This window comes from Pedobacter frigoris (genome assembly GCF_032678645.1).
GTDB lineage: Bacteria > Bacteroidota > Bacteroidia > Sphingobacteriales > Sphingobacteriaceae > Pedobacter > Pedobacter frigoris_A.
Genome location: NZ_JAVTSP010000003.1, coordinates 153226 through 165890, shown reverse-complemented (window position 1 = coordinate 165890; position 12665 = coordinate 153226). Strand labels below are relative to the sequence as shown.

8 protein-coding genes are annotated in these 12665 nt (G+C 43.0%); 5 read left to right on the top strand and 3 right to left on the bottom strand.

Going from position 1 to position 12665, the window contains the following annotated elements; all coding sequences use genetic code 11:
• Positions 1 to 8 precede the first annotated feature (8 nt).
• The 3 genes from R2Q78_RS11260 to R2Q78_RS11250 all read right to left on the bottom strand — a co-directional run bounded on the left by R2Q78_RS11260 (position 9) and on the right by R2Q78_RS11250 (position 5544).
• Positions 9 to 3560 (bottom strand): SusC/RagA family TonB-linked outer membrane protein, encoded by a 3552-nt coding sequence (locus tag R2Q78_RS11260; RefSeq protein WP_316791879.1) that lies wholly within the window; start codon positions 3558 to 3560, stop codon positions 9 to 11.
• A 203-nt stretch (positions 3561 to 3763) separates the two neighbouring features.
• Entirely contained in the window at positions 3764 to 4906 is a 1143-nt protein-coding gene (locus tag R2Q78_RS11255) for a FecR family protein (protein ID WP_316791877.1), read from the bottom strand.
• 71 nt (positions 4907 to 4977) lie between these two features.
• Positions 4978 to 5544, bottom strand: coding sequence for an RNA polymerase sigma-70 factor (locus R2Q78_RS11250; protein WP_316791874.1), 567 nt, complete (start codon positions 5542 to 5544; stop codon positions 4978 to 4980).
• A 504-nt stretch (positions 5545 to 6048) separates the two neighbouring features.
• On the opposite strand from R2Q78_RS11250, the gene R2Q78_RS11245 reads away from it, so the two are divergent.
• From R2Q78_RS11245 to R2Q78_RS11225, 5 genes are all read left to right on the top strand, one after another.
• The gene (locus tag R2Q78_RS11245) at positions 6049 to 6180 is read left to right on the top strand and encodes a hypothetical protein (RefSeq protein ID WP_316791872.1); all 132 of its coding nucleotides are present in this window, start codon (positions 6049 to 6051) and stop codon (positions 6178 to 6180) included.
• Between the two features lie 103 nt (positions 6181 to 6283).
• Positions 6284 to 6688: a hypothetical protein gene (locus tag R2Q78_RS11240; protein WP_316791870.1), complete on the top strand. Its 405-nt coding sequence runs from the start codon at positions 6284 to 6286 to the stop codon at positions 6686 to 6688.
• 165 nt (positions 6689 to 6853) lie between these two features.
• Positions 6854 to 7936, top strand: coding sequence for an efflux RND transporter periplasmic adaptor subunit (locus tag R2Q78_RS11235; protein WP_316791868.1), 1083 nt, complete (start codon positions 6854 to 6856; stop codon positions 7934 to 7936).
• Between the two features lie 28 nt (positions 7937 to 7964).
• Complete coding sequence (locus R2Q78_RS11230; protein WP_316791866.1) at positions 7965 to 11132, top strand: efflux RND transporter permease subunit; 3168 nt, start codon at positions 7965 to 7967, stop codon at positions 11130 to 11132.
• Entirely contained in the window at positions 11125 to 12558 is a 1434-nt protein-coding gene (locus R2Q78_RS11225) for a TolC family protein (protein ID WP_316791864.1), read from the top strand. Before R2Q78_RS11230 ends, R2Q78_RS11225 begins: the two co-directional genes overlap by 8 nt.
• The last annotated feature ends 107 nt before the right edge of the window (positions 12559 to 12665 follow it).

The window sequence follows — 12665 nt, the reverse complement described above, 5'->3', positions numbered from 1 at the left end:
ATAGATTATTATAAGTTAATGTTTACCCCAAGAGAATAGTAACGCAAAGGCGGATAACCATTTACACCACTACTCAGCAGTTCCGGATCATATTTTATAAAAGATTTATTGTAAATAAATCCAAGATTTTCTCCGCTCAGGTAGATATTGGCTCTTTTGATCTTAACCTTGCTCAACAGATTCTGAGGCAAGTCATACCCTATGGTTACATTTCTAACCCTTAAGTTTGCCAGATTTAGCGAGTACTGATCAGTTGCTGTCGTTCTTCCTGTATTGAAAGCAGGGAAGAAAGCATCCTTGTTATCTGGACTCCAATAGCCCAGCTTAGTACTTTCTTCAAATGCTGGGGTATAGAAATAAGCCAGATCAGAACCTGCACGTGTACCCCATACCCACTCGGTACTGTTGTAGACACGCCAGTGCATCACACCTTCCAGAACAGCTGAGAATGAAAAATTATTCCAGGATACTGTAGGAAGTATTGAAAAGCTTCTCCTTGGGTAATTAAAACCATCTTTAATCAGGTCACCACGGCTATACCAATAGCCACCATTTCCTGAATTGATATAACCATCACCATTAATATCTTTATACTGGAGATATCCAGGATAGTTATAGGTTCCTGATAAAGTTCCTTTAGCAAGGTCAGCCGTATTTTGGGCAATTCCTGCTGAACCATACACAAAGTTTTGACCAAATTGCTCGCCTTTTGTCCATACACCGCTTACCTCACCTGTCTTATTTGCAAAATACTCGGTAACGTAACCAATGTAGTCGCTAAGGTTAAATTTCAATGAATATGCCAATGGTTTTTGAGCAACTCGTACCTGATCATTCCATCCGATAGAAAACTCATATCCGCGCGTTTCCGAAACTGAGTTGTTTAAGTTTGGCGCACCTGTACCCAGTACCTGAGGAAGCGGGTTAGGAGGCCCTACCTGATCCTTTACTGTACGCTGGTACCATTCGTAGCTGATGTTTAATCTTCTTTTCAGTGCAGAGATGTCCAATCCCAGGTTTAATACAGTTGGTTTTGCCCAGGTTTGTGTTGCGCTAACCAGACCGGGAGGCGTAGCCACATTTGTGTAAGCTCCGTTTAAAAGTGTATTTTTATTAAGCGACAAACCTAAAACAGGTAAGTAAGCATAGTATTGACTTGATCCTACGGAAGTTAAATCTCCCGATGTTGACCAGGATACACGAGGCTTAAAATCAGAAATCAGATCCTTCAATGGCCAGAAATTTTCTTTTGCAGCATTCCAGGCTGCCGATACTGAGGGAAATAGGCCCCAGCGTGCGTCTGGTGCAAAGCGTGAACTTGCATCTCTTCTTCCGGCAAACTTGACCATATATTTTTCCATATAATCATAAGTGATTACCCCATAGAATCCTAGCGTAGCCCATTCGTATAGTGCATCATTAGCTGCCGGGTTACCTGAAGCACCATTCAATGCTTCGATAACATCAGGAGCGAACAAATCAGTACGACTGCCTGTTAAACTCCTAAAAGCGTTTTCTTCTGATTGCGCTCCGAATTGAGCAAGGAAATTATGACCTTCTCCAAATGTCCGGTTATATTGTGCGCTCAGTTTTGCCATCTGAAATTCCTGCACACCATTGGTTTTCGATATACTGCTCACATTGGCCGATCGGTTATTCTGAATCTTGGTGCCATCTGGCAGCTCCGTATAAGCGATTTTAGTAGTGGTAGCATTTTCGGTATAGCTTTGTCTTCTGGAGTAGTCGGCATTGATTTGTAAATATTTAAAAGGTCTGATCGTCGCCCCACCATTAAGTACGATTTCATTCCTTGAGTTCCGGATCAATCCGCCTTCTCCTAAAATACCTGCAGCACCCAATATCCACGAATATGCGTTGCCAGAAGGCACCTTTAACGGAGTAGCAAAATACTGCATCATATTACCGAAGATGTTTGCGTAATTGGCTACAGTACCTCCGGCACCTGAAAAGTTTGGCCCTTGATTTCCAAATCTTACGTAATTGACATCAGTCCTCAGATCTAACCAATCAGTAGCCTTGTAGTCTAATTTGGTCTGAAAATTATATCGTTTGTTATAATTCAGATCTCCTTTTAACATGCCTTTCGTATTGTTGTATCCGAAGCTGGAGAAATAACGCATTTTTTCAGTGCCCCCGCTAAAGTTCAGGTTATGTTGCTGACTGATATCATAATTATTAAAATACTCATCATAAAGCTTAGTCGTGGCAAATGACTGCTCACGGGTCCAACCCTTAAAACCTGCATTACCACTCGGAAACTGTCCGTTTTCAATGTACAACTGCGCCAAATCTCCGAATTGAGTTCTCAGCTCATCAAATGCAGGATTACTCCAGTCTTTTTTCAGCCATGCCTCCATTCTTGCTATTGTGATCGCATCTACCCCATCAGTACCCGCTCCATTTGGTTGCCCATTTTTTGAAGCGATATTAATATAGCGTGCCCAGTCTGGCGAATTTGGCTGTGTAGGCGCAAGTACCAGTTGACCAATTTTTGTGTTTAAAGAATAGTTTACTGATGCTTTGCCCTCTTTACCGCTTTTAGTAGTAATGAGCAATACACCATAAGGTGCTCTTGAACCATAGATCACAGATGCAGCACCATCTTTTAACAAGGAAACGCTTTCTACATCATTGGGATTAACATCCTGAAGAGGTCTTTCCACACCGTCCACCAATATTAATGGCGCGGCGCTGCTGTTGATTGCTGTAAACCCACGAATGTTGATTGATGGATTAGTCTCAGGAGCACCACTTGACATCCTGATGTTCAGTCCTGGTGCAAGTCCGATCAATCCATCTGTTACAGTACGGATAGGTCTGTCTGCCAACTTCTCCCCACTAATCGTTTCCACAGCATCCGTCAGACTTGCTTTTCGAACTTTACCGTAAGCCGTTACCACTACTTCGTCCATAGCGATATCACCTTCACTTAGAGAAACATTTATAGTAGTTTCTCCTGTGTAACTTACCTCTTTAGTCGCATAGCCGATATAAGTAAATATCAACACATCTCCTTTTATGGCTGTGACCTGATATTTCCCTTCACCATCGGTTATTGCACCTCCGGTTTTGTTTTTGATCTTTACACTAACACCAGCTACCGGCAGCCCTTTTTCATCGGTTACCCTTCCTGTTACTCTGTCATAGGTGACAAATACTGAGTTAATCAGTGATTCCTGACGTTGTTGTAATACTACGGTTTGGTCTACGATGGAGAATGTAAGTGACTTACCTTTAAGCACCTGTAAAAGTGCTTGCTCCAGAGTTACACCTTTCACGGAAATGGTTACCCTTCCCGCTGGCTTTACCAAACGGTTGTCATAAAAAAAGTTGTAACCACTTTGTTTTTCAATTGATTTAATTACTGATGATAACGAAGCATTCGTTTCATTTAGATTTATCCGCTGCGAAAAAACTTTAGCAGATAAATGTAAACAGCCTATGGTTAATAAGAAAATGGTCAGTTTCATAACCCTGATAGTTTGTTTCCATGGCAAATGTCCCACAGCGGGAATTTTACCACATTGGTTTATTTTCATACTTTTGTACAGTTAAGGTTAAAAGGTTAAATTTCTGTCAACAAGATTTTTAGGTTAGCCCTGACATTTATTCAGACCCCGACGCCCATCGGGGTCTGTTTTTATCATATGGGTTTGCCTGCCGGCAAACAAGGGGAATAACCTGCGGAGTTTTAAGTAGTTATTTTTCCATAATTTCAGTTCTTTTGAGGTTATATATTTGATTATTTCACAATTAATGTCCTGCCTTTTAATTCAAACTTGATGTCACTGAGTTCCAGTATTTTCAACACCTTAACCAGGCTGTAATTCCTGTTGATTTCCCCAACAAATTCATGTTCCTTTCCCTTATTTTCAAAAACTACATCTACATCGTACCATCTGGACAGCTGACTCATCACATTTTGAAGATCAGAGTTGTTGAACATAAAATATCCGTTCTTCCAGGCCACCGCCGATTCAATATCTGCATCACTCACATCAAAAGCCCCCCTGGAGTTAGCCACTCCCTGCTGACCGGGCTCAAGCAAAGCGGTAGACTGACCACTGCTTAGCTTCACAGAACCTTCAAGTAGTGTTGTTTTTACGCCACCAGCATCAGTATATGCCATTACATTAAAATGCGTTCCCAATACTGCGACTTTAGTCCCATTAGCAATAACATTGAAAGGCATTTTCTTATTCTTACTAATCTCAAAATAGCCCTCCCCTGTAAGTTCCACATTACGCTCAGTCCCCGTAAATTCAGCAGGAAATCTTAGAGATGATGCGGCATTGAGCCAAACCTTTGAACCATCTGACAACAAGATTTGATATTGCCCACCTCTCGGCGTCGCAATAACGTTGTATTCGGATTCAGTGCCCACACCCGATTTTCCACTCGCTTTATATACGAGCTGTCCATCGGCCGTCTTTGTGACTGCGATACCCGATTGGGTCAGCAGATTTCCATTAGCAGCATCAGTAAGAGATATCTTTTTACCATTAGCTAAAGTCAGTATCGCTTTATTTCCTCCCGCCGGAACATCTTTTACAGCACTTAAAGAGGTACTGGATTCAACAGGTAATGTCTGCTTTCTTAAATTAAAAAAGTAAATGGCTATGGCAACGGTAATTACAGCAACTGCCGCAGCTGCATATTTTGCGAAGTAAAATACATTGATCTTCTTCACGGGTGCAGCAATAGCTTTTGATATGTGCTCATGCATAAGTCTTCCGATCTCCTGCTGCTCCCCCATTTCGTCGCAATTCCAATTGTTATCCGTTTGAAAATGTTTGTAAAATTGGTTGTAGGCCGATACCTCTTCCAAAGTAGCAGTACCTGATTCAACTTTCTCTAACAGTTCAAGAAATGATTCCTTAGTCATATAACAGTATCCCTATTTATAAGTAAGGCGCTTAACAAAGGGCTATCCCCCAAAAGAAATGTAAATATTTTTTAAAGCAAGGATATCCAGCAGCTCATATGACTGAGCGAGCTCCTGATGCGTTTTAAAGCAATTGTAATCTGATTTTCAACGGTCTTTTCAGAAAGCCCCAGTTTTTCCGCAATCTCTCTGTTACTGAGGTGTTCATTTCTGCTCAGTTTAAAAATCTCTTTGCATTTTTCCGGCAATTGACCTGTAATGCGTTCGATTATGTGCTGAAGTTCCTTTACTTCCAGATTTTCTTCAATGGTATAAGTCTCTGGCAGAGTCTCTATTTTTGCGAAGAAATTTTCTTTGACCTTTCCTTTACGGATATAGCCGATGAGCTTATATTTGGCAGCGGCAAACAAATAGCCCTTTACAGAACTGACAATATTAACAGAGCTACGATGTTCCCAAAACCAAATGAAAACCTCCTGACATACGTCCATGCTAGTTTCCCTATCCCTGCAAACATTAAATGTACTTTGGTAAAGTTTAGGCCAATGTCTGTCATAAATTTCATCAAACGCAGTCCGATCGCTCAACTGGAGCAAATCCAAAAGCTGCTGATCTGAATGTGATTTATAAACTGACATGTTTAGAATTGTATTGCAAATTACATATTTTAATGCAAAATCTTATGCCTTTTGGAGTTCCATTTCGTTATCCCCCGATCTGAACCTCAAGTGGAAAGGCATTCGACAATTAGGCGCAAAGTAAGCATGGCTAAATAAACTTTTAGTTATGGCATCGTTAAGCTTTCCCAACACCTGATTTAATAAATCTCAGTAGACTGTTCTGCTAACGGCTTGCCTTCGGTCTGCGTTCGTCTCTATAAAACCCCTGCGCAACCCTTACACAGGGGTCACTCAAGCGTTGGTAGGGCCACAACCGTTTCAATAGTTGCGTAGGGGTTGTGTTTCTGTTTCGTTTATATTGTAGTGTTACGACCAGATAACGAAAACATCACAAATGCAGTTCATTAACATGTAAAATGATCTTTTCCGAAATCAGGGAAAATATCTGAGAAGAAAAAGGATAAAGACTTTTTTTGGTAATTCTATGTCGATTACTTCTATAAATTGTCCCAAACTGAATTTATGCCATTGGTCGCACGCATCATTTCATTTTCTGCGAATAAAGAGGAGAATGGAAAATGGATAAAGGAACATGAACAACAATTGAAAGACTTTTCAAAATGGATGACTACTGAATCCCTTCAGCGCTCTTGAGATCAGGTGGGACGGAACGCCCAAATTATTGACAAAACTCTGACTGTTAAAATATGTTAAGGCCTAGTAAGTTTCGTGTCTAATACTAATTTTGTGCCCGAATATGCGAGGCGTCATTGTATTTGTTTTATTTCTTTCTTTCCAGCTCCTAAAAGGAAATGACACGGCCTGTGCTGGAGTTCATCAAAACAGCAATAAATATTCGCCGGCACAACAAATTAAGAAACAGCAGCCTGCGAGGCTGGGCAGTGAGAATCCAGGTTTTCCAGTAGTTAAGAACACTAATCTTAGTGAACAAAAGGAAGAATTTGTAACCCTGGAAGATGAAAATGACGACCTTGTTTTTAGCAGAAAATATGTGCTGGCAGCCAAGTTCTTCATTACACTTGCCTACGCATCTGTTTTAGTTTATTTCTATCAGCAATTTAAAAATCGCTTGCCATTCTGCAAGCATTTATCCTATACCTCTTCGTACAAGTATATCCTGCAACGGGTTCTTAGACTGTGATCAGACGCTAATCATTAGCGTCATTTCGAACAATGAGAAATCTCTCTCTTTATTCGAGATGACGACCGCTTTAAGATATATCCTTTAATTACTATTCAAAGGAATTTCTTACTCAAGGGAATCTTTGATTCCATTTCATACCATTTAATAACATTTTTTAATATCATGAAGAGAATTGTAATGCTCGCTGGTTTGTGCGCCGTATTGTGCCACAGCAGTTGTACATCGAAAAAAGAAGAAAAAGAAGAGGCAGGAAGCTTCACGGTGACCAGCCCAATGGTATTGGACACCTCCATCACCAAAGATTACGTATCCCAGATCAAATCAGTGCGAAATATAGAGATCCGGGCACTGGAAAAAGGCTTTCTTCAAAACATCTATGTAGACGAAGGCCAGACCGTAAAGGCCGGACAGCTTCTTTTCCGTATTGTACCAAAAATGTACGAAGCAGAAATGCAAAAATCAGCAGCTGAAGTCAGAGCTTCAGAGATAGAATTGCAAAATACCAGATTACTTGCAGACAAAAACGTAGTCTCAAAAAACGAGCTGGCTATGGCAAATGCAAAACTCGATCAAGCTAAAGCAGAGTTGTCACTGGCAAAATTTCACTTGTCGGCTACAGAGATCAGAGCCCCATTTGACGGAACTATAGACCGGATCCCCAAAAAGCTAGGCAGTCTGATCGACGAGGGAGAACTACTGACCAGCCTGTCAGACAATGGCCAGATGTTCGCCTATTTCAATGTATCAGAACCAGAATACCTGGACTATAAAACCAACGTGAGCGGTCGTGGGAGCAACAAGGTAAACCTCCTGCTGGCCAACAACCAGTTGTTTCAATCCAAAGGTGACGTAGAAACCATAGAAAGTGAGTTTGACAGTGAAACCGGCAATATAGCCTTCCGGGCAAAGTTTCCAAATCCTGATCAACTACTTAAAAATGGAGAAACCGGTAAAGTGCGGATGTCTGTACCACTAAAAAATGCAATGATTATCCCTCAAAAAGCAACCTATGAAATCCAGGATAAAATATATGCATTTGTGATCGGGAAGGACAACGTTGTCCACTCCAGAGAGATCACGATAGGCAGCAAAATCCCGGACCTATATATCGTTTCGAGCGGTATTTCCGAACATGATAAAATCCTGCTCGAAGGCGTTCAAAAAGTAAAAGATGATGACAAGATTGAATACAAATTTGTAGCACCAAAAGAGGTGATTTCCCAACTGCAGCTAAAAGCAGAATAAGTGTTACCATCCTTAAAGCAGAAAAACAATGTTTAATAAATTTATACACAGGCCCGTCCTGTCGATTGTAATCTCCCTGATTATCACTTTTCTGGGATTGCTGGCCATCATGCAGCTGCCAGTCACCCAATTTCCGTCCATTTCTCCTCCAAAAGTGAACATCACCGCGGAATATCCCGGAGCAAATGGCGAGTTGATGACCAAATCCGTCCTCATTCCACTGGAAAGGGCAATCAATGGAGTACCAGGAATGAAATACATGGCTTCCGATGCCGGTAATGACGGGGAAGCTACCATACAAGTCATCTTTAACTTAGGTACGGACCCGAATCAGGCATCGGTCAACATCCAAAACCGTGTGGCCTCAGTCGTTAATAAACTACCGCCTCTTGTGGTACGTGAAGGTGTCAAGATCACCAGGGAAGAATCCAATATGCTGATGTACATCAACCTCTTCAGTAAAGACCCTAAGATGGATCAGAAATTCCTCTTCAATTTCGCAGACATTAATGTGTTGTCTGAGTTGAAACGTGTAGATGGAGTTGGTGTTGCAGATATTCTGGGTAACCGGGAATATGCCATGCGCATCTGGTTAAAGCCCGACCGGATGCTGGCTTACAAAATTTCCGCAGATGAAGTTCTGGAATCGCTCAATCAGCAAAGTCTTGAGGCCTCACCCGGCAAAACAGGCGAAAGCTCCGGAAAGCGCTCTCAGGCATTTGAATACGTACTCAAATATCCAGGTCGGTATACCACCAAGGAAGGCTATGAAAACATTGTCGTAAAATCAAGTCCAAACGGTGAAATTCTTCGCCTGAAAGACGTTGCTGATGTAGAATTTGGCAGCTCCATGTACGACCTGTACTCTAATCTGAACGGCAAACCATCTGCAGCAATCACTGTGAAGCAGTCCTACGGAAGTAACGCCAGCCAGGTAATTAAGGACATCAAAACCAAAATGGAAGAGATCAAAAAAAGTTCGTTTCCAAAAGGAATGGATTATGAGATCAGCTATGACGTTTCCAAATTCCTGGATGCCTCCATCGAAAAAGTAATCCATACGCTGGTAGAAGCCTTTATTCTTGTGGGACTGGTTGTATTCCTCTTTTTGGGTGACTGGCGTTCTACACTGATCCCCGCCATTGCCGTACCCGTGTCCCTGATTGGAACATTTATGTTCATGCAATATTTTGGCATTACACTCAACCTCATCACGCTCTTTGCACTCGTTCTTGCCATCGGTATTGTGGTAGATAATGCCATTGTAGTCATTGAGGCCGTGCATGCCAAAATGGAAGAAAAGAACCTGGCTCCGCTTGAAGCAACAGAAGAAGCGATGCACGAGATCAGCGGTGCCATCATCGCCATTACCTTTGTAATGGCTGCCGTATTTATCCCTGTAGCTTTCATGTCCGGGCCCGTAGGCATTTTCTACAGGCAGTTCTCCATTACCATGGCCACTTCAATTGTGCTTTCAGGTATTGTAGCGCTGACACTCACTCCCGCACTTTGCGCCATGATGCTCAAAAACAACCATGGAAAAGCCAAAAAGAAAACCTGGCTAAACAGGTTGCTCGACGGGTTTAACAACTGGTTCAACAACCTGACAGGCAGATACCAGAGTCTGCTAAAACTTATTGTCAACAGAAGATCAATTACCTTCATTATGCTCCTCGCATTTTGTGCAGGTATCGGATTACTGAACAGTACGCTGCCTTCAGGATTTATACCAAATGAAGATCAGGGTATGTTTTACGCAGTCATCCAAACTCCTCCGGGCTCATCGCTCGAACGGACAAATCAGGTAGCCGAAAAACTGCAAAAGATCGCTGAAGGCGTCGAAGGCGTACAATCCGTGTCCTCACTGGCAGGTTACGAAGTACTTACCGAAGGAACAGGAGCCAATACCGGAACCTGTCTCATCAACCTGAAAAGTTGGGAAGACCGGAAACACTCCGTACAGGAAGTGATTACTGAACTCGAAGAAAAATCAAAAGACATCACAGGTGCCACCATCGAGTTTTTCCAGCCACCGGCTGTGCCGGGATATGGAGCTGCAGGAGGTTTCGAGTTGCGATTACTGGACAAAGCTGGTTCGGGTGATTATAAAAAAATGGAGACAGTAAGCAAGGACTTTGTAAAAGAACTGAGCAAGCGCCCCGAACTGTCGTCTGTATTTACTTTTTACAGTGCCAGCTTTCCCCAATACATGCTGAGAATTGACAACGACATTGCGCAGCAAAAAGGGGTCACTATAGAAAACGCCATGAACACCCTGTCTACCCTGGTCGGCAGTAATTATGAAACCAGTTTTATTAAGTTCGACCGCCAGTACAAAGTGATGGTACAGGCATCCCCGCAATACCGGGCACTACCTGAAGACATCCTGAAATTATACGTAAAAAACAATCGAGATGAAATGGTGCCGTTTTCTGCATTCATGAGAATAGAAAAAGTATATGGGCTTTCAGAGATCACCAGGCATAATATGTACAATGCAGCCGAAATCAGCGGTGCCGCAGCACCGGGACATAGCAGTGGATCAGCGATACAGGCTGTTGCAGAAGTAGCCAAGAACACACTGCCACGCGGATTTGGCATAGACTGGGCGGGTATTTCAGCAGATGAAGTGGCTCGTGGCAATCAGGCCATTTACATCTTCCTGATCTGTTTGGGGTTTGTTTACCTGATCCTGGCTGCTCAGTATGAGAGCTTCCTCCTTCCTTTTCCTGTGATCTTATCCCTGCCTGCGGGTATCTTCGGCGCGTTCTTGCTGCTGAAGCTTTGCGGACTTGAGAACAATATCTACGCACAGGTGGCTATGGTGATGCTCATCGGATTGCTGGGCAAAAATGCCGTACTGATCGTAGAGTTTGCTGTTCAGCGGCACCGTGCAGGAGACTCCGTACTTCAAGCGGCCATAGAAGGTTCTGCAGTACGTTTCAGACCAATCCTGATGACTTCCTTTGCCTTTATCGCAGGGTTAATACCCTTAGTATTTGCATCAGGGCCAGGCGCAACTGGTAACCGTACTATCGGGTCCGCAGCAGCCGGGGGTATGCTCATCGGTACCGTATTCGGTGTAGTGATCATCCCGGGACTCTACTACATATTCGGCAAAATAGCAGAGAAAAAAATCCTCGTTAAAAATGAAGAAGAAAATCCATTAACAGAAGAAATCGATCACAATGTATAAATTCAAGATAAATCGATATGTCATCCCGCTGGGTCTTTGCCTGGCGGTAACAGGCTGCAAGATTCCTCAGATCATTCCTGTGGCTCAAAATAAAGCAGTACCCGGATCTTACGGTTTCGGTACAGCCACCCTAAACAGTTCAGCAGTTGAATGGCACAGCTTCTTTACAGACAAAAACCTGGTCAATTTGATCGACACAGCCTTAAAGAACAACCAGGAACTGCAAATCACATTACAGGAACTCGAAATCGCAAAAAACGAGGTTCAAATCAAAAAGGGAGCATTATTGCCTACGGTTGGAATAAGAGCCGGCGCAGGATTGGAAAAAGTGGGACGCTATACCAGTCAGGGCGCTGGTGATGCTTCTACAGAAATAGCACCAGGCAAAGAAACCCCCGACCCTCTGGGTGATTTTACCATAGGTGCCTACGCCAACTGGGAAGTCGACATCTGGAAAAAATTGCGGACTGCGAAGAAAGCAGCGTTGACGAGGTACCTTTCGACCGTTGAGGGTAAAAACTTCCTGCTCACCAACCTGATTGCAGAAGTCGCCAACTCTTACTACGAATTACAGGCACTCGACAACCAGCTGGCCATCGTCAAAGAAAACATAGGTCTGCAAAAAAGCGCGATGGATATTGTCAAGGTTCAGAAGGAAGCTGCCAGAACTACAGAACTCGCTGTACAGAAATTTCAGGCAGAAGTCTTCAAATCACAAAGTCTGGAATTTGAGCTCATGCAGAAGATAAGGGAAACTGAAAACAGGATCAACCTGCTTCTGGGACGTTATCCTCAGGAAATAATCAGGGACAAAACCGGTTTCCTAAGCCTGAGCCCTGTGATTGTCCACACTGGTATACCCTCACAATTGCTCGCTAACCGTCCGGACGTTAAACAAGCGGAACTCGATCTTGCCGCGGCAAAACTGGATGTAAAAGTTGCCCGTGCAGAATTCTATCCTTCGTTTGACATTTCTGCAGGACTGGGTTTCCAGGCTTTCAAGCCCTCTTATTTGTTCAGAACCCCCGAATCACTATTGTATTCAATTGCAGGAGATCTTGCGGCACCGCTGATCAACAGAAATGCGATCAAAGCGGAGTTTAAAAGTGCGAATGCAAGGCAGCTGCAAGCCATGTACAATTATGAACGCACGATTCTCAACGCTTATCTTGAGGTGTCAACAGGTCTTTCCAGTATCAGCAATCTGGAAAAAAACTATGACCTGAAAACCAAACAGGTGGATGCACTCAATAAATCGATCGAGGCATCAAATGATCTTTTCAGGTCGGCAAGAGCAGACTACTTTGAGGTTTTGATGACCCAGCGCGATGCACTTGAAGCCAAGCTGGAACTGATAGAAACCAAAAAAGACCAGCTGACTGCGGTAACGCATGTATACCGTGATTTAGGCGGGGGTTGGAAGTAACAATCTGCCACCAGTCTACCATCTGCCTATTACCTGGCGTATGGTAGACTGGTACTATTCTGTAAATCATTTAGTCTCCAGAATATTACACAGAGGCCATTTAGATC

Bases quoted from the DNA above. Each gene is read 5' to 3' on its own strand.
- R2Q78_RS11225 (WP_316791864.1), top strand. From the start codon at position 11,125: ATGTATAAATTCAAGATAAATCGATATGTCATCCCGCTGGGTCTTTGC.
- R2Q78_RS11260 (WP_316791879.1), bottom strand. From the start codon at position 3,560: ATGAAAATAAACCAATGTGGTAAAATTCCCGCTGTGGGACATTTGCCA.
- R2Q78_RS11235 (WP_316791868.1), top strand. From the start codon at position 6,854: ATGAAGAGAATTGTAATGCTCGCTGGTTTGTGCGCCGTATTGTGCCAC.
- R2Q78_RS11245 (WP_316791872.1), top strand. From the start codon at position 6,049: ATGCCATTGGTCGCACGCATCATTTCATTTTCTGCGAATAAAGAGGAG.
- R2Q78_RS11255 (WP_316791877.1), bottom strand. From the start codon at position 4,906: ATGACTAAGGAATCATTTCTTGAACTGTTAGAGAAAGTTGAATCAGGT.
- R2Q78_RS11250 (WP_316791874.1), bottom strand. From the start codon at position 5,544: ATGTCAGTTTATAAATCACATTCAGATCAGCAGCTTTTGGATTTGCTC.
- R2Q78_RS11240 (WP_316791870.1), top strand. From the start codon at position 6,284: ATGCGAGGCGTCATTGTATTTGTTTTATTTCTTTCTTTCCAGCTCCTA.
- R2Q78_RS11230 (WP_316791866.1), top strand. From the start codon at position 7,965: ATGTTTAATAAATTTATACACAGGCCCGTCCTGTCGATTGTAATCTCC.